Annotated in this window: 18 protein-coding genes; 14 read left to right on the forward strand and 4 right to left on the reverse strand. The window is 59.9% G+C overall.

Annotation, left to right across the window (positions count from 1 at the left end; translation table 11 throughout):
- Positions 1 to 21 precede the first annotated feature (21 nt).
- Complete coding sequence (locus tag RA28_RS19240) at positions 22 to 1,656, forward strand: SulP family inorganic anion transporter (protein WP_039532297.1); 1,635 nt, start codon at positions 22 to 24, stop codon at positions 1,654 to 1,656.
- Between the two features lie 132 nt (positions 1,657 to 1,788).
- Here the strand turns inward: RA28_RS19240 and RA28_RS19245 are convergent, their stop codons facing one another.
- On the reverse strand, positions 1,789 to 2,394 hold the full coding sequence (locus RA28_RS19245) for a flavin reductase family protein (RefSeq protein ID WP_039532300.1): 606 nt from the start codon (positions 2,392 to 2,394) through the stop codon (positions 1,789 to 1,791).
- 73 nt (positions 2,395 to 2,467) lie between these two features.
- Between RA28_RS19245 and RA28_RS19250 the strand changes: the two genes are divergently transcribed.
- The 5 genes from RA28_RS19250 to RA28_RS19270 all read left to right on the forward strand — a co-directional run bounded on the left by RA28_RS19250 (position 2,468) and on the right by RA28_RS19270 (position 5,498).
- Positions 2,468 to 2,962 carry a GNAT family N-acetyltransferase gene (locus RA28_RS19250; RefSeq protein WP_039532303.1) on the forward strand — a complete coding sequence of 165 codons (495 nt, stop codon included), beginning with the start codon at positions 2,468 to 2,470 and terminating at the stop codon, positions 2,960 to 2,962.
- A gap of 53 nt (positions 2,963 to 3,015) precedes the next feature.
- Positions 3,016 to 3,765, forward strand: a complete 750-nt coding sequence (locus tag RA28_RS19255; protein ID WP_039532304.1) for an EcsC family protein — start codon at positions 3,016 to 3,018, stop codon at positions 3,763 to 3,765.
- 107 nt (positions 3,766 to 3,872) lie between these two features.
- Positions 3,873 to 4,334 carry an NUDIX hydrolase gene (locus tag RA28_RS19260; protein ID WP_039532307.1) on the forward strand — a complete coding sequence of 154 codons (462 nt, stop codon included), beginning with the start codon at positions 3,873 to 3,875 and terminating at the stop codon, positions 4,332 to 4,334.
- Positions 4,335 to 4,406: 72 nt separating this feature from the next.
- Positions 4,407 to 4,856, forward strand: coding sequence for a DUF1178 family protein (locus RA28_RS19265; protein WP_039532309.1), 450 nt, complete (start codon positions 4,407 to 4,409; stop codon positions 4,854 to 4,856).
- Positions 4,857 to 4,859: 3 nt separating this feature from the next.
- Entirely contained in the window at positions 4,860 to 5,498 is a 639-nt protein-coding gene (locus tag RA28_RS19270; protein ID WP_039532311.1) for an SDR family NAD(P)-dependent oxidoreductase, read from the forward strand.
- On the opposite strand, the gene RA28_RS19275 is transcribed toward RA28_RS19270, so the two are convergent.
- On the reverse strand, positions 5,492 to 5,848 hold the full coding sequence (locus RA28_RS19275) for a hypothetical protein (RefSeq protein ID WP_039532312.1): 357 nt from the start codon (positions 5,846 to 5,848) through the stop codon (positions 5,492 to 5,494). The genes RA28_RS19270 and RA28_RS19275 overlap by 7 nt on opposite strands.
- A 157-nt stretch (positions 5,849 to 6,005) precedes the next feature.
- On the opposite strand from RA28_RS19275, the gene RA28_RS19280 reads away from it, so the two are divergent.
- The 6 genes from RA28_RS19280 to RA28_RS19305 all read left to right on the forward strand — a co-directional run bounded on the left by RA28_RS19280 (position 6,006) and on the right by RA28_RS19305 (position 14,851).
- Complete coding sequence (locus tag RA28_RS19280; RefSeq protein WP_039532315.1) at positions 6,006 to 7,244, forward strand: aspartate kinase; 1,239 nt, start codon at positions 6,006 to 6,008, stop codon at positions 7,242 to 7,244.
- A gap of 46 nt (positions 7,245 to 7,290) precedes the next feature.
- Positions 7,291 to 9,534: a phosphoenolpyruvate--protein phosphotransferase gene (gene ptsP / locus RA28_RS19285; RefSeq protein WP_039532317.1), complete on the forward strand. Its 2,244-nt coding sequence runs from the start codon at positions 7,291 to 7,293 to the stop codon at positions 9,532 to 9,534.
- Positions 9,535 to 9,713: 179 nt separating this feature from the next.
- Positions 9,714 to 11,159 (forward strand): glucose-6-phosphate dehydrogenase, encoded by a 1,446-nt coding sequence (gene zwf, locus RA28_RS19290; RefSeq protein WP_039532319.1) that lies wholly within the window; start codon positions 9,714 to 9,716, stop codon positions 11,157 to 11,159.
- Position 11,160: 1 nt separating this feature from the next.
- Positions 11,161 to 12,966, forward strand: coding sequence for a phosphogluconate dehydratase (gene edd, locus RA28_RS19295; protein WP_039532321.1), 1,806 nt, complete (start codon positions 11,161 to 11,163; stop codon positions 12,964 to 12,966).
- A gap of 4 nt (positions 12,967 to 12,970) precedes the next feature.
- Positions 12,971 to 13,603: a bifunctional 4-hydroxy-2-oxoglutarate aldolase/2-dehydro-3-deoxy-phosphogluconate aldolase gene (locus RA28_RS19300; protein WP_039532323.1), complete on the forward strand. Its 633-nt coding sequence runs from the start codon at positions 12,971 to 12,973 to the stop codon at positions 13,601 to 13,603.
- Between the two features lie 51 nt (positions 13,604 to 13,654).
- Positions 13,655 to 14,851, forward strand: a complete 1,197-nt coding sequence (locus tag RA28_RS19305; RefSeq protein WP_039532326.1) for a pyridoxal-phosphate-dependent aminotransferase family protein — start codon at positions 13,655 to 13,657, stop codon at positions 14,849 to 14,851.
- Positions 14,852 to 14,925: 74 nt separating this feature from the next.
- On the opposite strand, the gene RA28_RS19310 is transcribed toward RA28_RS19305, so the two are convergent.
- Positions 14,926 to 16,035, reverse strand: coding sequence for a pyridoxal phosphate-dependent aminotransferase (locus RA28_RS19310; protein WP_039532328.1), 1,110 nt, complete (start codon positions 16,033 to 16,035; stop codon positions 14,926 to 14,928).
- Between the two features lie 94 nt (positions 16,036 to 16,129).
- Between RA28_RS19310 and RA28_RS19315 the strand changes: the two genes are divergently transcribed.
- Positions 16,130 to 17,200 carry an SMP-30/gluconolactonase/LRE family protein gene (locus tag RA28_RS19315; protein WP_039532609.1) on the forward strand — a complete coding sequence of 357 codons (1,071 nt, stop codon included), beginning with the start codon at positions 16,130 to 16,132 and terminating at the stop codon, positions 17,198 to 17,200.
- Positions 17,201 to 17,266: 66 nt separating this feature from the next.
- A complete protein-coding gene (locus RA28_RS19320; RefSeq protein WP_039532330.1) occupies positions 17,267 to 18,049 on the forward strand; it encodes a crotonase/enoyl-CoA hydratase family protein in 783 nt (260 codons plus the stop codon).
- 14 nt (positions 18,050 to 18,063) lie between these two features.
- Here RA28_RS19320 and RA28_RS19325 read toward each other — a convergent pair whose 3' ends face one another.
- Entirely contained in the window at positions 18,064 to 18,396 is a 333-nt protein-coding gene (locus tag RA28_RS19325; protein ID WP_039532331.1) for a DnaJ family domain-containing protein, read from the reverse strand.
- Between the last annotated feature and the right edge of the window lie 21 nt (positions 18,397 to 18,417).

The raw sequence follows: 18,417 nt of genomic DNA on the forward strand, positions 1-18,417 counted from the left end.
GATGACCCACAGGACCGTCCGATGAACCGAGCCTTGCTGGCAAGCTTTGCCAATCGCCTAGCCATACCCGATCTGCGTTGGATGCCCGACGAAGGGTTCACCGTGTCCCGCATCCGGATCGAGTTGCTGTCAGGTCTGACAGTCGCTCTTGCGCTTGTGCCGGAAGCTGTCGCCTTTGCCTTCGTGGCCGATGTGCACCCTCTGGTCGGTCTCTATGCTGCGTTTCTGGTCGGGCTAATAACCGCACTGATCGGCGGGCGGCCGGGTATGATATCCGGCGCAACCGGGGCCTTGGCAGTTGTGATGGTGTCATTGGTCTCCCAGCATGGGGTCCAATATCTGTTTGCGACAGTGGTGCTGATGGGCATCCTGCAGGTCATTGCCGGTGTAATGCACTGGGGGCGGTTTATCCGCCTTGTACCGCATCCCGTGATGCTGGGCTTTGTAAACGGGCTGGCAATTGTGATCTTTCTGGCGCAGCTGGGTCAGTTCAAAGTCCCCGGAACGATGGAAAACACAGGCCATGGCGTGGGCGGCGGCGAATGGCTGTCAGGCATGCAGCTATACACCATGCTGGGTCTGGTCGCGCTGACGATGGCGGTGATTTGGGTCATGCCGCGCATCACCCGCATCATTCCTGCGCCATTGGCGGGAATCATGGTCGTGGCAGGCTTGGTCATTGCATTTGGTTTGGAAGTTCCCCGCGTCGGCGATCTTGCCTCGATCGAGGGCGGTTTGCCTAAATTCCATATCCCGACGGTTCCATTGAATTGGGAAACCTTCAACATCATCCTTCCATACGCTGTCATTCTGGCTGCAATTGGTTTGATCGAGTCTTTGCTGACCTTGAACCTTGTTGGCGAAATCACCGGCAAGCGTGGCGGAGCCTCGCAGGAGTGTATCGCGCAGGGCACGGCCAATGTCGTTACCGGATTCTTCGGTGGCATGGGCGGCTGTGCGATGATCGGCCAGTCGATGATCAACGTCAAATCCGGTGGCCGCACGCGCGTTGCGGGCATTGCCGCAGCGTTGTTCCTGCTGGTCTTCATCCTCTTCGCGGCACCGCTGATTGAACAGATCCCGCTGGCCGCATTGGTCGGTGTGATGTTTATGGTGGTGATCGGCACCTTCGCCTGGAACTCGTTCAACATCATGCGGAAAGTGCCCCTGATGGACGCGTTCGTCATTGTCCTTGTGACGGTCGTGACCGTGATGGAAGATTTGGCTGTCGCGGTGGTCGTTGGCGTGATCGTTTCGGCGCTGGCATACGCTTGGAACAACGCCAAACGAATCCACGCAGAAACACGCGAGTCGGTGACGGAAGAGGGCGCGAAAGTCTATGAGATTAAAGGCCCGCTGTTCTTTGGCTCGTCTGAAGGATTTGTGGAACTGTTTGATGTTCCAAACGATCCGGAAACTGTGATCGTGGATTTTGCAGACAGCAGGGTGGTGGACCAGTCTGCGCTGCAGGCGATCGAAAACGTCGCCGCAAAGTACCAGTCGGCGGGTAAGCGCGTCATGCTGCGGCACCTTAGCCGCGATTGCCACAGGTTGCTGAACAAGGCCGGCCACCTGATGGTCGACAGCGACGATGACCCCGATTATGGCCTGGCGGTAGATTATTCAGTTCGAACCGGCATTCTTGGCGGGCACTGAAAGTATGCGAGGCTCTGCCTCGCGCTCCGGGATATTTGGGGCCAGATGAAGACTGGATCCCCTGCTTCATCTGGCTGGAAGTATCCCGGGGGAGTCGCCGCTTGCGGCGGCGGGGGCAGCGCCCCCCAAGGCTCAGTCGTCGGGACGATTTAGCGAGAAAAGTTCTGTCACGACCGCATAGTCCCGATACCCTAACCGCGCCAGGGGTTGGAACGAGGTGACGTCGAATTTGCCATTTCGGATGTGATCGTCATGCAGATGCACACCGGTGACCTCTCCGAACACAACACGGTTAGCGGCGCCGGGCAGGGTCACGATTTGCGTCAATTTACACTCCAAAGCCGCCGGCGCGCCGTCTATGCGTGCACAGGGTACCGTCTCGCATTCTTTTGGCGTCAGCCCGGCATGTTCGAACTCGTCGATATGTTTGTCCAATCCAGCGGAACTGGCATTCATGGCATCCCGATGCATGTAGCCCACGATGTTCACGCAAAAAACACCGGTCGCTTCGATGTTGGCCAAACTGTCCTTGGTGCCGTTTTGGTCGTGTTTCATCCCGGTTGAGGCGAACATCACTTGCGGCGGCGTGTAGGCGACCCCGTTGAAAAAGGAATATGGGGCCAGATTGTTGACCCCGTTCGCATCACGAGATGAGATCCAGCCAATAGGGCGGGGCGTGATGATGGCATTGAACGGGTTGTGCGGCAGACCGTGGCCGTCTTCGGGGCGGTAGAACATCTGAACTCCAAGCGTTTGCTCAAGGCGTAGCGAAGTGCTAGGGCGATTTCCAGCAGGGAAAAAGAGGGCCCGGGTGCAGCAGTTCGAGATCAGGCCAGAAGAATCCGAGGATTGGTGGGAAGTTGAGGCGCTGTACGACCTGTGCTTTGCACCGGGGCGCGAGGCTTTGTCATCATACCGATTGCGCGACGACATCGATCCCATTGCAGGGCTTTCATTAGTCGCACGTGATGGTCAGGGCATTCTGGCGGGCGCTATTCGTTTCTGGCCCGTCATGATCTATGACCAAGAAGCGCTGTTGCTTGGTCCGGTCGCCGTTCATCCAACGCATCAGGGCGAAGGTTTGGGCGGCTATTTGATCCATCAAGGCGTGGACGCAGGCCGCGTATTGGGTTGGAATCGCGTCATGCTGGTGGGCGATGCGCCTTACTATGCGCGCTTTGGCTTTAAACCTTTGGCCGGGGTTGAGATGCCGCCTCCGACCAATCCGGAACGCGTTCTGGGGCTGGAACTCTCGCCCGGGTCATGGCTGGGCGTTGCGGGCCCTGTTAAGCGTTGGGTGCGCTGACCCATTGAAAACTGCCATAGTGATGCCAATGTCTTTTGGGCAGGAGGGCATATATGCAGGACGTTGTTCTGATTGAAAAAGTGGATGCCAACGCCGAACTTGACCGGCTGGCGCGGCATTACAAGTCGGCGGGTGGTGCCGGCGTAAAGCTGTTGAATCGTTTGGGCGGATCCGCCGAATCCTTGCTGGAACAATTGCCTGAACCGGTCCGAACGGGACTGACAGGCGCGACGGAGCAGGCGTTGTGGTTGGCGATGTATGCCGCGCAAGGTTCGCGCCGTGCTGTTCCGGATCAAAGCCCCTGGGTCAACACGGCGGTTACAACGGCTATGGGTGCAGCTGGCGGATTGGGCGGTGTCACGTCGTCCTTGGTCGAACTGCCCGCAACCACCGCGATGTTGCTGCGCGCGATTCAGGGCGCAGCTGCACGTCAGGGGTTTGATCCTGCGGCGCAGAACGTGATGTTCGATTCGGTTCGCGTTTTGTCGGCGGCTGGACCGCTGTCCGAAGATGACGGCGCCGATCTGGGCTTTTTTTCGGTGCGTCTGACGTTGACCGGACCGACAATGCAGCGGTTGATTGCGGCGGTTGCGCCGCGCCTGTCTGTCGTCTTGGGTCAGAAACTGGCGGCCCAGTCCGTACCGGTTCTGGGTGCACTGGCAGGCGGCGGTACGAACTACGTTTACTCCAGATATTACCAACAGATCGCGCTGGTACATTTTGGTCTGCGCAGATTGGCGATCGACGCCGATATCCCCCATTCGGAACTTGTTGAGCGTCTGTCGCATCGAATGGGGCACTAGGGAACTTTTACCGGTTCGACGCTGGATCACTTTACATATATTGTGTCGAATGCTCTACTGATCGCAAGATAAGCTGGTTTTTCATCTCGGGAGGTGACAGCAAAGCGATGAGTTCCAAGCTGACAGTGTTGACGTTTCCGCATGCAGATACGCTGCCGGTTTTGTCGCAATCAGCAGCTTTGTGCTACCGCATCGAAAAGGGAAAACCGCGAATTCTGTTGATTACAACGCGCAGGTCGCGGCGCTGGATCATACCAAAAGGGTGGTTGAACGAGGGGCTGACCCCAAGCCAATCCGCCAGCCGCGAGGCGTGGGAAGAGGCAGGCGTCGTTGGACTTTGTGAACGCAGACCCATCGGGCAGTTTACTTACGTAAAAAATCGTTCTGGCAAAGGCGCCGCAATGGTTATGGTCGAGGTCTTCCCCCTTTACGTGCAGCGGGTGTCCACCCGATATCCGGAATCGGACGAGAGAAAACGCAAGTGGTTTTCGCCCAAGAAAGCGTCCCATCGCGTGCCATTTCCCGAGCTCGCGGCGTTGTTGCAAGGGTTCGGGCCGAAACTTAATTGAACGACCACTGGAAGGACTTGAATTTGCCCGGTTGCTCGGTATCTATTCAGCAACCGGCAATTTGGACGGGTTATGATTCAATACGCACTTAAATGCCGCGAAGGCCATAGCTTTGACAGTTGGTTTCAGTCGGCCGAAGCTTACGACAAACTTGCTGCGGCAGGAATGATTGTCTGCACAGTGTGCGGATGCACCCATGTTGAAAAGGCGGTTATGACGCCTCGCGTTCGTTCCGCGCGGCAAACCAATGCACCCGAAAACACCTCGGAAAGCGGGCAGATTGATGTGTCCTCGGCGACGCCGGACATCGAGAAGGTGTTGTCGGAGTTGCGCCGCAAGGTCGAGGAGAACTCGGATTACGTTGGCAAGGCCTTTGCCAACGAGGCGCGCAAGATGCATTTGGGCGACGCACCAGAACGCCCAATCTATGGAGAGGCTAAACCGGAAGAGGCCCGCTCGTTGATCGAAGACGGTGTTCCAGTTGCCCCACTGCCGTTTGTTCCCAGCAGAAAGACTAATTGACCTATGCATATCGTGATTACCGGTGCCAATCGGGGCATCGGAAAGGCGTTGTCCGATCTTTATCGGGATCAGGGGCACTCGGTGACTGGCACGGCCAGGGATGCCAGTACAGGGCTGGCACTGGATGTCACGGACCCGAAACAACATGCTGCGGTGGCCAGCAGCTTGTCAGACAGACCCATCGACTTGCTGATCTGCAACGCGGGTGTGTATCTGGATAAGGGTCAGAATATCCAAGGTTATCCGGTTGAAATGTGGGCGCAAAGCTTTGCAACCAACGTGACCGGCGTGTTCCTGACCGTACAGGCGTTGCTGCCCAACCTGTTGCAGTCAAAGGGAAAGGTTGCGATTTTGTCGTCGCAGATGGCGTCACATACGCGCGCGCCGGGTGGCAGTTACATTTATCGGGCGTCAAAAGCTGCGGCGTTGAATTTGGGGCGAAATCTGGCCGCGGATTTGAAAGCTGATGGTGTGCCGGTCGGCATCTATCACCCGGGTTGGGTTCAGACTGACATGGGCGGCAACACCGCCGAGATCACAGTCGATAAGGCCGCCGAAGGACTACTGGCGCGTTTTGACGCGTTGTCGCTGGACACAACGGGGTGTTTTGAAACCTGGGATGGCCGCGAGCACGCTTACTGAGTGTTCAACGCCGCTTTCGGAATCTCAAACACTTCGCCGGGTTCGACGTAGATGACCATCATGTCCCCGAGGGTTTCGTAGGACAATTTCGACGCCGAACTGCTGGAATCCGGAATTCCGTTGGTGAAATAGATGTTGCGCACGTCTCCGGTCGGCAGCAGAACCGCCAAGGTTGCCGTTCCGTCGTCACGGCGGCGCAGTTCCGCGTTACAGCTTTGCAGCGGTGCTCCAGCGGCCGCTGCACAGGGAACCGTGCCCAGAGCATTCTGACCGTCGGTGCCCGATTGGGTGGCGACTTGCGCCATGGCTGGTGAGGAAAGCAGGCCCAGGGCCAAAGCAAAACGCAACATGGAAATCCTCTTGAACTAAGCGGTTACAAACACGCATACACAAGCGGGTCTGCTTGTAAAGCCGCGCATCGCGTCGGTCTTGCCCACTTGCCCTTGTGGTCCCCCTCGCATAAGACGCTCGAAACCTGACTTCTGAGGCGCGGAGACATCAGCCCCCATGCCAGTACTTGTAATGAAATTCGGCGGCACGTCGGTTGCCAATCTTGACCGAATCCGCCGCGCGGCAAAACGCGTTGGCGTCGAAGTGGCCAAAGGATACGATGTTATCGTGATCGTTTCGGCGATGTCGGGCAAGACGAACGAACTGGTCGGTTGGGTGAACGAAACATCCCCGCTTTTCGACGCGCGCGAATATGATGCCGTGGTGTCGTCGGGTGAAAACGTGACCGCCGGTCTTATGGCGCTGACGCTTCAGGAAATGGATGTGCCTGCGCGCAGTTGGCAAGGGTGGCAGGTGCCCCTGCTGACAAACAGCGCCCACAGCCAGGCCCGGATCGAGGATATTCCGACCGAGAACATCAGCCAGAAGTTTGACGAGGGCATGCGGGTGGCCGTTGTGGCCGGATTTCAGGGTCTGAGCCCTGAGGGTCGTATCACAACCCTTGGGCGCGGCGGGTCGGACACCACCGCAGTCGCGTTTGCGGCTGCTTTTGGTGCGGAACGATGCGATATCTATACAGATGTCGACGGTGTCTACACGACTGACCCGCGTATTTGCGAAAAGGCCCGCAAGCTGGACCGGATCGCGTTCGAAGAGATGCTTGAACTGGCTTCATTGGGTGCCAAGGTTCTGCAGACCAGATCGGTCGAACTCGCGATGCGCTACAAGGTGAAACTGCGGGTCCTTTCCAGTTTTGAAGAACAGTCCGACGAGGCCGGTACACTGGTCTGCGACGAGGAGGATATTATGGAATCCAATGTTGTGGCCGGTGTGGCCTATTCCCGCGACGAAGCGAAGATGACCGTCGTTTCTGTGGCCGACCGCCCCGGAATTGCGTCGACGATATTCACGGCGCTCAGCGACGAAGGCGTGAACGTTGACATGATTGTTCAGAACATCTCGGACGAGGGGCGCACCGACATGACGTTTTCGTGCCCGACCGACCAGGTCGCGCGCGCGGAAAAGGCATTGTTGGGTATCAAGAACGCGGGCGAGTTGAACTATGCTGAACTTGTCGCGGACGAAGACGTCTGCAAGGTCTCGGTCGTAGGTATAGGCATGCGTTCGCAGTCGGGTGTGGCGGCCAAGATGTTCAAGGTGCTCTCGGATGAGGGGATCAACATCAAGGTCATTACAACCTCTGAGATAAAAATTTCCGTCCTTGTCGACAGGAAATACATGGAACTTGCTGTTCAGGCACTGCATGATGCCTTTGAACTGGACAAGGCGGCCTGATCATTTCAGCCAATTTGCCCGTCTGAAACCGTAACGTGGGTGGGCCATGGCGGACGGCACCGAAACAGAATCCCGCAAGCTGCTTGGTCGGCTGCGCGAAGAAATGGCGAGCGAAGCCGCCGGTCAGGAACGCCTTGACCGGATAACGCATCTGATTGCGGACAGCATCCGCAGCGAAGTTTGCTCGATCTATCTGTTTCGCGATGAAGACACGCTGGAGCTTTGCGCAACCGAAGGTTTGTCGCCTGAGGCGGTTCACAAAACCCGCATGCGTTTGGGCGAAGGCCTTGTGGGACGCGTCGCCGAAAGCGGCAAAGTCGTGAATGCCGCTGATGCCCCGTCGGCCAAGGGGTTCCGGTACATGCCGGAAACCGGAGAGGAACGGTTTTCTTCATTTCTTGGCGTGCCTGTGCAACGGCTCGGCCAAAAACTTGGCGTTTTGGTCGTTCAGTCCCGCGAGGCGCGCGAATTTTCAGCCGACGAAGTTTATGCGCTGGAAGTGGTCGCAATGGTGCTGGCCGAAATGGCCGAACTGGGCGCTTTCGTGGGCGAGGGCGCGGCACTGTCACCCTTGCACCAGCAGTCGGTTTTGCTGCGTGGCGGTCCGGCACAGGAAGGGTCCGCCGAGGGACATGTCTGGCTGCACGAACCCCGCGTCGTCGTAACGAACCCGATTGCTGACGATCCGCACCGCGAACGTGAGCGTCTGACCGAAGCCGTCGAGGAATTGCGAGTTGGCGTCGACAAGATGCTTGAGATTTCGCAGGGCGGAGACAAAGAGCAGCTTCAGGTTCTGGAAGCCTATCGGATGTTCGCCAATTCCAAGGGCTGGATGCGCCGGATGGAAGAAGACATTGCGCTTGGCCTCAGTGCCGAAGCGGCGGTTGAAAAGGAACAATCGCAGGCGCGGGCGCGTATGAGCCAGGTCTCGGACCCATATCTGCGCGAGCGTCTTGCCGATTTGGACGATCTCAGCAACCGTTTGCTGCGCATTTTGACGGGGCAGGGTGGCAATGGTGCGGCAGACTTGCCGCCAGATCCAATCCTGATTGCCCGGAATATCGGCCCCGGTGATCTTCTTGAATACGGTCGGTCCCTGAAAGGGATCGTGCTTGAGGAAGGGTCGGTCGGCAGTCACGCAACTATTGTGGCGCGCGCCTTGGCAATTCCGTTGGTGGTGCATGTCGGCCGGATTACAACCGAAGCCCTGAACGGGGACCATATCCTTGTGGATGGCGATAATGGCGTCGTTCATCTGCGGCCCGAAGACAGCGTTGTTTCGGCCTTTCGTGACAAGATCGCCATGCAGGCCAAGGCACAAGAGCGCTACGCCTCGATCCGCGAAACGCCAACGGTGACGCAGGATGGGGCGCGGATCAATCTGGTGATGAATGCCGGGCTGATGGCTGACTTGCCGTCGCTGGAAAACTCCGGTGCCGAAGGCGTTGGCCTATTCCGTACCGAACTACAGTTTCTGGTTCGTAACAAAATGCCCAAGCGGCAGGAACTAGTGACGCAATATCAGCGTGTTCTGGACGCAGCGGGCGAAAAGCGTGTCGTGTTTCGCACGTTGGACATCGGCTCGGACAAAGTGCTGCCCTATATGAAGCACGTCGCCGAGCCCAATCCCGCCTTGGGTTGGCGAGCGATCCGCGTCGGTCTCGACAAACGCGGTGTCATGCGCATGCAATTGCAGGCTTTGATCCGCGCAGCCAATGGACGTCCGCTGACTGTCATGTTCCCTTTCGTGGCGCAAGCGGATGAATTTCGAGAGGCCCGATGGGAGGTAAACAAGACCATCGAGCGCGAAAAACGTCTGGGCCATGTTCTGCCAGAAACGTTGGAAGTTGGCGCGATGCTTGAAACGCCTTCGCTGGCCTTCGCCCCGCAAAAATTCTTTGACGAAGTGGACTTCATCTCGATCGGGGGCAACGATCTTAAACAGTTCTTTTTTGCTGCCGACCGCGAAAACGAGCTTGTTCGCCGCCGCTACGACACACTGAATGTCAGCTTCCTGAGTTTCATTGAACGAATTGTTGAACGGTGCGAAGTGTCAGATACGCCGGTCAGTTTCTGCGGCGAGGACGCGGGCCGCCCGGTCGAAGCGCTGTGCCTTGCCGCAATGGGTATCCGGACACTGTCTATGCGCCCGGCATCCGTGGGACCTGTCAAAAGCCTGCTGCTGCGTTCCAATCTTCAGGACGTGCGCAAGATCATTGCCGATGCACGCCATAGAGGCGAACAATCCGTGCGACCTTCGGTCATGGAGTGGTTGCGCAATCAAAACTGAGGTCGAATTTCGGCGTTTTCGAGATTCTCAGCTTGATTTTTCTGCGCTGGCTTTCTATTCAGGCGGCAAATGTTAGCGATAACAGTAAGCGCGACTCCGCTTGATCCGTCCGGTTCAGACTATTCTCGAATTGAACGCGCAACCAAGCCAGTGACCGCGCACTTGGTAAGGAGCCACAAATGGTTTCACGCGTAATACCGGTGGACCCGTTCGACCTTGTGCTGTTCGGCGCAACAGGTGATCTGGCCCAACGCAAAATCCTGCCGGGCCTGTATCATCGGTTCGAAGTCGGTCAGATGCCGGAAGAGGCGCGGATAATTGGAACGGCGCGTTCGGATATGGACAGCGACGGTTTTCGCGCCGTGGTGCGCAACTCGATAAAGGAATTTGCGCCCAGCTACGAAAAGGACACGCTGGACCGCTTTCTAAGCAAAGTGGATTATGTACCGGTCGACGCACTTGGCGATGCCGGGTGGTCGGACCTGGCCAAAGCGCTGCGGTCGGACGTTATTCGCGCGTTCTATCTGTCGGTTGGACCGGGCCTCTTTTCCGGCATTGCCCAACGCCTTTATGATGCAGGGCTTGCAACGTCGGACAGCCGGATCGTTGTTGAAAAACCGTTCGGGCATGATCTTGCTTCGGCGAAGGCACTAAACGAAGGTTTGCGTGCCTGCTTTCAAGAGCATCAGATTTACCGCATCGATCATTACCTGGGCAAAGAAACCGTTCAGAACCTGATGGCGCTGCGGTTTGCCAATTCGTTGTTTGAACCGCTGTGGAACGCCACCCATATAGATCATGTACAGATCACCGTGGCCGAAACGGTCGGCGTGGAAGGGCGCGGTGCCTACTACGACCAATCAGGTGCGATGCGGGACATGATCCAGAACCACCTTGTACAACTGATGTGCCTGACGGCTATGGAGCCTCCGTCCAAGTTTTCACCCAACTCGGTTCGGGATGAAAAGGTCAAAGTGATCGAAGCTCTGGAACCGGTCGAGCCCAAGGATATCGCGCGCGGTCAGTATCGCACCGAGAAGGGCGATGACGGCTATCTCGACCATGTTGGTGATCCTGGCAGTCGAACCGAAAGCTACATTGCCCTTAAGGCTCATATCGGCAACTGGCGTTGGGCCGGTGTTCCGTTTTACCTGCGCACCGGCAAGCGGCTGCGTGGGCGCGAGTCCGAGATTGCCGTGTTCTTCCGCGACCCGCCGCATACGATTTTCCCGAATGTCGGGCCGCTGCACGGCAATGTGCTGGTGATCCGCTTGCAACCGGACGAGGGCATCACCCTGCGCACAACGATCAAGGAGCCGGGGCAGGGCGGGTTCCGCCTGTCCGATGTGGCGCTGGATATGAGCTTTGCGGATGCCTTGGGCGATAATGCGAAATCTCCGGATGCCTATGAACGCCTGATCATGGATGTGATCCGGGGCGATCAGACGCTGTTCATGCGCGGCGACGAGGCCGAGGCCGCCTGGGCCTGGGTCGATCCCATCATTCACGGCTGGGAAGAGCGCGGCGATAAACCTGCGAAATACGATCAGGGCAGTTCGGGACCCGAAGAAGCATTGATGCTCATGCACCGCGACGGACGCCGCTGGCGTCAGATTGGGGGTTAGAATGGTTCACAACGTCATCGCCGAAGTCACCCAACGCATCATTGACCGCAGCGCCGATCTGCGCGGCCCTCATCTGGAACGGATGGAGCAGGCCAAATCCAAGGGCCCCGCCCGTGCGCATCTGTCCTGCAGCGGTCAGGCGCACGCCTATGCCGGGGCGGGTGAGGATCAGCAATCCATGGTGAAAGGAACAGCCGGGAATCTCGGCATTGTTACCGCCTATAACGACATGCTTTCGGCGCATCAGCCGTTCGAGCGGTATCCCGAACTGATCCGTCAGGCGATCCGCTCGGCGGGTGGCACCGCGCAGGTGGCAGGCGGCGTGCCTGCCATGTGCGACGGCGTCACCCAAGGCGAGGCAGGGATGGAACTGTCGCTGTTCTCGCGCGATGTGATTGCATTGGCGACCGGTGTGGCGCTTAGCCACAACACATTTGATGCGGCTGTCTTCCTTGGCGTTTGCGACAAAATCGTGCCCGGTCTTGTGATCGGTGCGCAGGCGTTCGGACATCTGCCAGCCGTTTTCCTGCCAGCAGGTCCGATGACCAGCGGCTTGCCCAACGACGAAAAAGCCAAGGTGCGCCAGAAATTCGCCGCCGGTGAAGTGGGCCGCGACGAACTGATGAAGGCCGAGATGGCCGCCTATCACGGCCCCGGCACCTGCACCTTCTACGGCACCGCCAACACCAACCAGATGTTGATGGAGTTCATGGGTCTGCACCTGCCGGGCGCCAGCTTTATCAACCCCAACACGCCCCTGCGCGATGCCCTGACCGAAGAAGGCGCGCGCCGCGCCCTGTCGCTCAGCGCGCTGGGCAATCACTACACCCCGGTCTGCCAGATCCTCGACGAACGCGCCTTCGTCAACGGCATCGTCGGCCTGATGGCGACCGGAGGCTCCACCAATCTGCTGATTCACCTGATCGCGATGGCGCGCGCGGGTGGTATCGTACTGGATTGGGAGGATTTTTCGGAAATCTCCGCCGTGGTGCCTCTGGTCGCGCGGGTCTATCCCAACGGTCTGGCCGACGTGAACCATTTCCACGCGGCGGGTGGCTTGGGCTATTGCATCAGCACCCTGCTGGACGACGGGCTGTTGCACCCCGACACGCTGACTGTCGCGGGCCAAGGTCTGCATAATTACACCAAGGAACCCAAGCTGAAGGACGGGGAACTGGTCTGGGAAGATGGCGCGGGTCACAGCCTGAACGAAAAGATCGTTCGCTCGGCCAAAGACCCGTTCCAGCCCACCGGCGGCCTGTCGCGCCTGACCGGCAATCTGGGCACCGGCGTTATGAAAGTTTCGGCTGTCGCCCCGGAACATCAGGTGGTCGAAGCGCCCGTGCGCGTGTTCCACGATCAGGACGACGTAAAAGCCGCCTTCAAGGCCGGAGAGTTCACGGATGACGTCATCGTCGTGGTCCGCTTTCAGGGGCCGAAAGCCAACGGCATGCCCGAACTGCATTCCCTGACGCCGATCCTGTCGATCCTGCAGGGCCGTGGTCAAAAGGTGGCGCTGGTCACCGATGGCCGAATGTCCGGTGCCTCCGGCAAAGTCCCCGCCGCCATCCATGTCTGCCCCGAGGCGCTGGACGGGGGTGCGATCGCTTATCTGCAGGACGGCGATCTTTTGCGGGTCGACGCGGTGAAAGGGGATCTGGAAATCCTGACCCCCGGTGTCCTTGACCGCGCCCCGGCCACCGCAGACATTACGGCAAACCAGCACGGGGTTGGTCGCGACCTCTTCGGCACCTTCCGCCAGACCGTCGGCTCTGCCGATACCGGCGCCAGCATTTTCGGAGCTTAACGAAATGTCCAAAACCCAACGCACCCGCGAGATTTGCGCGCTGGCCCCGATTGTGCCGGTCCTGGTGGTCGATGACGTGGCCCACGCCCGACCGCTGGCTCAGGCGCTGGTCGCTGGTGGTCTGCCCGCGCTCGAGGTGACACTGCGCACCCCCGCAGCTCTGGACGTGATCCGTGCGATGTCCGAGGTCCCCGGCGGTGTGGTCGGTGCAGGCACGCTGATCACCCCGGAAGATGTCCGCGCCGCCAAGGAAGCAGGCGCACAATTTGGCGTATCTCCCGGCGCAACCGATACCCTGATCGCAGCTTGCGAAGCCGAAGGCCTGCCGCTTCTGCCCGGAGCGGCCACCGCGACCGAAGCGATGGCGCTGCTGGAAAAAGGCTATGACATGCTGAAATTCTTCCCCGCCGAAGCCTCCGGCGGTGCGCCGTCCCTGAAAGCAATCGGCGCACCTCTGCCGCAGATCAGCTTTTGCCCCACCGGCGGTGTCTCACCATCGAATGCGCGTGATTACCTGTCGCTGTCCAACGTGATTTGCGCAGGCGGCAGCTGGGTTGCCCCCAAGGCGATGGTGCAAAGCGGCGATTGGGCCGGGATCGAGTCCCTTGCGCGCGAGGCGGCCAACTTGACGGATTGACGCTCCGCGCCCTCTCGCTAGGGTAGGCGGCAATTTAAACAGGTTGATCTCATGACAAACCAGCTTTCCCTCGCGCAAGGTCGCGAGTATCTGGCCATTCCGGGCCCTTCGGTCATGCCCGATGCGGTGCTGCAGGCGATGCACCGCCCGTCGCCCAACATCTACGATGGCGAACTGGTCGATATGATGCCCGCGCTGCTGCAAGACCTGCGCCGCGTCGCTCGGACCGAGCATAACGTTGCCATCTACATCGCCAACGGCCACGGCACGTGGGAGGCTGCCCTGTCGAACGTGATCGCCCCCGGCGAAACCGTGCTGGCTCCCGCCTCGGGTCGCTTCACCCACGGCTGGGCCGAGATGGCCGAGGGGATCGGCGCACAGGCACAGCTGATCGACTTCGGCACATCCGCGGCCTGGGATTTCGACAAGATCGCCGATGTGCTGCGCGCCGACACGGATCACAAGATCAAAGGCGTACTTGCGGTCCATGTCGATACCTCAAGCTCAATCCGAAATGACATCTCCGGTTTGCGCGCGCTGCTTGACGACCTGAACCACCCGGCGCTGCTGATGGCCGATTGCATCGCTTCGCTGGGCTGCGACCGGTTCGAGATGGATGCCTGGGGCGTCGATGTTACCGTGACCGCCTGCCAGAAAGGGCTGATGACCCCTGCCGGCATGGGCTTTGTCTTCTTCAACGAAAAGGCGCAGGTCAAACGCGCTGCCATGCCAAGGGTCTCGCAATATTGGGACTGGCAGCCGCGCGCCAATCCCGAGCTGTTCTACCAGCATTTCAACGGCACCGCGCCAACCCACCACCTCTACGGCCTGCGCACCGCGCTTGATCTGATCCACGCCGAGGGGATCGAAGCGGTCTGGGCGCGGCACGAACGTCTCGCCTGCGCCATCTGGGCCGCGTGCGAGGTCTGGACCCAAGGCGGCGCGCTTGAGTTCAACGTCGCCGATCCGGCTCACCGCAGCCACGCCGTCACCGCACTGCGCTTGACGGAAGGGCGCGGGACACCCCTGCGCAATTACACCGAGAACACGCTCGGCCTGACGCTTGGCATCGGTCTGGGTATGGAAGACTGGGATGGCTGCTTCCGCTTGGGCCACATGGGCCATTTGAACGCGCAGATGATCATGGCGATGCTCGGCGGCATCGAAACCGCCATGGCCGCGCTCGACATCCCGCGCGGTCAAGGTGCGCTCGAGGCCGCAGCCGCAACCTTGGCCAAATCGCCCTGATCCGCCCTTCATCTGGCTAAAAATATCTTCGGGGGGAATCGCGCCCAAGCGCGATGGGGGGCAGACAGCCCCCCTTAAACCGCCCGAGCCCGGACCAAAGCCCGGGGCAAAGCGGATGCAAAAGCCGCCATTTCCGCCTCGCCCCCGCAACTCACCCGAATGCACCGGTTCTGTGGTGCCGCAAATGGCATCCGAACAAAAACGCCTTGTTCAACCAGCGAGTCCAGAACGGATTTCGCAAACACCCCGTCGCGCCCGCAATCAATGGCAACGAAATTCGTGGCTGATGGCAGCGGCTCCAATCCGTTGTCCCGTGCGATCTGCGCGATCTGATCGCGCGACGCCGCGATCTTGGCCTGTACCTCGGCCAGCCAAGCCTGATCCTGCAGCGCTGCCAATGCCCCGGCCTGTGCCGCCCGGTTCATGCCGAAATGGTTGCGCACCTTGTTGAACGCCGCAATCAACTCCACCGCGCCCAGCGCATAGCCCACGCGCGCGCCCGCCATGCCATAGACTTTCGAAAAGGTCCGCATCCGGATCACCCGCGGGTCATCCACCGACACTGGCGTGGCGGTGCCTTCGGGCGCGCATTCCACATAGGCCTCGTCCAGAACCAGCAAGCAACCATCCGGCAAGGCCTCCATCGCGGTCACGATCTCAGCGCCTGAATGCCAACTGCCCATCGGATTGTCCGGGTTGGCGAGATAAACCAGCTTCGCATCCACTTCCGCCGCTTTGGCGAACAAGGCCACCGGGTCCTCGTGATCATCGCGATAGGGCACCTTGTGCAAAACACCGCCGAACCCGGCCACATGGTAGTTGAAGGTGGGATAGGCCCCGTCCGAGGTCACGACCGCATCGCCCGGCGCAACCATAAGCCGCACCAGATACCCCAGCAGCCCGTCAATGCCTTCGCCCACAACGATATTCTCGGGCGCAACTCCGTGATGGGCCGCCAGCGCGTGGCGCAGATCGTAGTTCTCGGGGTCGCCATACATCCAGATATCACGCGCCGCCTGCTGCAAGGCCTCGACCGCACGCGGGGATGGCCCGAAAACGCTCTCATTTGCGCCGATCCGCGCGTCAAACGGCGCACCGCGCTGGCGCTCCTGCGTTTCGGGGCCGACAAAAGGCACGGTTGCAGGCAGCGATTGCGTCAGCGGGGTATAGCGAGGTCCAGTCATGGCCGCAGATAAACCCAACGTCCCGAAGGGGGCAAGCCTTGCACCAGCGCGCAATCACGGTCAGGGTGCCTGCAAGAAGCGGGTCGGAGGTATCATGCGTTATCTACTGGGACTTGTCGTTATCGGACTTGCCTATCTGGTCTTCTGGCCGGTCCCGGTTGACCCGGTTGCACACCGGATGCCGGACCCGCCGGGCTTCACCGGCGATTTTGCCGAAAATCGGCACCTTGACGCGCTTCAGCTGATCACCCTCCCGGACGCAGAGATTGGGCCCGAGGATGTTGCGGTGCTGCCGGATGGCAGCGTCTACACCACCAGTCTCTCGGGTATTCTCTACCGCATCGACGGGGATCAGCCGGTCGAGGTCGACCGCTTGCAGGGCCGCCCGCTCGGCCTGCGCGCCGGACCAGATGGCGCGCTTTACATCGCGGACAGCTTTCGGGGGCTGATGCGCTGGACCGGGCCGGGAACGCTGGAAACGTTGGTTTCGGAAATCGACGGCGTGCCCGTGATCTATGCGAATAATCTCGACGTGGCGCGGGATGGAACGGTCTATTTCTCAAATTCCACCGATCGCTTTGACCCCAAGACGATGGGGGGCACCAAACCCACGTCGGTCCTTGCAATCTGGGAGCAATCCCCAACCGGCTACGTCGCCCGGTATTCGCCCGATGGTGGGGCCGAGAAGATCGCCGATGGCTTTGTCTATACCAACGGCATTGCGCTTTCACCGGAAGAAGACTTCCTTTTGATCGCCGAAACCGGACGGGCACGGGTACACAAGCTGTGGCTGACCGGCCCCAAGGCCGGAACGCAAGAGGTTCTTCTGGATAACCTGCCGGGCTATCCCGACAACATCAAGGCGCAAGCAGACGGCACCTATTGGATGGCCTTTGCCAGCCCGCGCGTGCCTTCGGAAAAACTGCTGCCCTATCCGTTCCTGCGCAAGGTGATCTGGCGGCTGGGTCCAATGGTGCGACCCGCGCCGATTCATCGCGGCATGATGGTGCAGTTCGATGGCGATGGAACGATCCTGCGTACATTACAGGACCCCGATGGACGGCTGGGGATCTCCACGGCTGGTCAGCGTATCGGGGATCAGTTCTATGTGATGACCCTCGATTCTCCGTGGTTCGGACGGATGCCTGCGGCTGATCTGCCCTGACGTCGTGATGGCGCTGCTGACCCCAAGCTGGCATGATCGCAACAGAAGTCACGAACCGGAGGCCCCATGTCACGCGTTTCTATCGAGTACAAAGACCACATCGCCCATGTCACGCTGACCCGCGGCGACAAGATGAACGCGCTGGACGATGCGATGATCAAGGCGATCCTGTCCGCGGGGCAAGAGGTCGCCGCCGCTGACATCCGCGCGGTGGTGATGTCGGGTGAGGGCAAAAGCTTTTGCGCCGGGCTGGACATGGCCAGTTTTGCCAGTATGGCGCACACCGACCCGACCGAGTGGCTGATGACGCGCAGCTATGAGGACGCCAACGAGATGCAGGAGCTTGCCATGATTTGGCGGCGCGTCCCGGTCCCGGTGATCTGTGCCATTCAGGGTGTGGCTTACGGCGGCGGGCTTCAGATCGCGCTGGGGGCGGATATCCGCATCGCGCAACCCGAGGCCAAACTGGCGGTGATGGAGATGAAATGGGGCATCATTCCCGATATGGGCGGCATGGTCCTGCTGCCGAACCTCGTGCGCTCGGACGTGCTGCGCTTTTTGACCTATACCGCCCGTCCCATCGGCGCACCGCAAGCCGCAGATTGGGGTCTGGTCACAAAACTCTCGGATGATCCGCTGACCGAAGCGCTTGCATTGGCCGAGGATATCGCCGGGAAAAGCCCGTCCGCCATCCGTGCTGCCAAGCGGCTGATCGAGGTGGCCGAATCGCGTGACCGCGCCGACGTCTTGCTGGCTGAATCCTCCGAGCAGGTGGACCTGATCGGCAAACCGGATCAGATGGAGGTTGTGATGGCCCAAATGCAGGGCCGCAAGCCCGAGTTCAAGTAAGCGCGCAAACCGCCCTAGCGCAGAAAGGCCCGCCGCGCATCGCGCGCCATGTTATAGCGCATCTCAAGGTCGGCGATCCGCGCCATTGCCGCCTTGCGGGCCTCGGGATCGGTCAGCGCGGCATAGCCTTTGCGGGCCGCGTCCAGCTCTTTCTTGATGTCAAATTCCTCGGGCAGAACCCCGGCCTGCGCCATGATCCGGTGACCGGCGGCGATGGCGGGATCACTTTGCGCCTCGCCCGAGCGGTCGGGCAGGGGCGCACCTTCACCCTCAAGGCCCTCAAGCTGACCTTCGGCCTGTGCCTTCCTGATCTGGCGCTCCACCAGTTTTCCAAGCGATCCGAACATGCGCGGATCATACCGCCCGCT

This window comes from Ruegeria sp. ANG-S4 (assembly GCF_000814005.1).
GTDB lineage: Bacteria > Pseudomonadota > Alphaproteobacteria > Rhodobacterales > Rhodobacteraceae > Ruegeria.

Coding starts and splice junctions, on each gene's coding strand:
- RA28_RS19240 (WP_039532297.1), top strand. CDS start 22: ATGAACCGAGCCTTGCTGGCAAGCTTTGCCAATCGCCTAGCCATACCC.
- RA28_RS19245 (WP_039532300.1), bottom strand. CDS start 2,394: ATGTTCTACCGCCCCGAAGACGGCCACGGTCTGCCGCACAACCCGTTC.
- RA28_RS19255 (WP_039532304.1), top strand. CDS start 3,016: ATGCAGGACGTTGTTCTGATTGAAAAAGTGGATGCCAACGCCGAACTT.
- RA28_RS19260 (WP_039532307.1), top strand. CDS start 3,873: ATGAGTTCCAAGCTGACAGTGTTGACGTTTCCGCATGCAGATACGCTG.
- RA28_RS19265 (WP_039532309.1), top strand. CDS start 4,407: ATGATTCAATACGCACTTAAATGCCGCGAAGGCCATAGCTTTGACAGT.
- RA28_RS19270 (WP_039532311.1), top strand. CDS start 4,860: ATGCATATCGTGATTACCGGTGCCAATCGGGGCATCGGAAAGGCGTTG.
- RA28_RS19275 (WP_039532312.1), bottom strand. CDS start 5,848: ATGTTGCGTTTTGCTTTGGCCCTGGGCCTGCTTTCCTCACCAGCCATG.
- RA28_RS19280 (WP_039532315.1), top strand. CDS start 6,006: ATGCCAGTACTTGTAATGAAATTCGGCGGCACGTCGGTTGCCAATCTT.
- ptsP (WP_039532317.1), top strand. CDS start 7,291: ATGGCGGACGGCACCGAAACAGAATCCCGCAAGCTGCTTGGTCGGCTG.
- zwf (WP_039532319.1), top strand. CDS start 9,714: ATGGTTTCACGCGTAATACCGGTGGACCCGTTCGACCTTGTGCTGTTC.
- edd (WP_039532321.1), top strand. CDS start 11,161: ATGGTTCACAACGTCATCGCCGAAGTCACCCAACGCATCATTGACCGC.
- RA28_RS19300 (WP_039532323.1), top strand. CDS start 12,971: ATGTCCAAAACCCAACGCACCCGCGAGATTTGCGCGCTGGCCCCGATT.
- RA28_RS19305 (WP_039532326.1), top strand. CDS start 13,655: ATGACAAACCAGCTTTCCCTCGCGCAAGGTCGCGAGTATCTGGCCATT.
- RA28_RS19310 (WP_039532328.1), bottom strand. CDS start 16,035: ATGACTGGACCTCGCTATACCCCGCTGACGCAATCGCTGCCTGCAACC.
- RA28_RS19315 (WP_039532609.1), top strand. CDS start 16,130: ATGCGTTATCTACTGGGACTTGTCGTTATCGGACTTGCCTATCTGGTC.
- RA28_RS19320 (WP_039532330.1), top strand. CDS start 17,267: ATGTCACGCGTTTCTATCGAGTACAAAGACCACATCGCCCATGTCACG.
- RA28_RS19325 (WP_039532331.1), bottom strand. CDS start 18,396: ATGTTCGGATCGCTTGGAAAACTGGTGGAGCGCCAGATCAGGAAGGCA.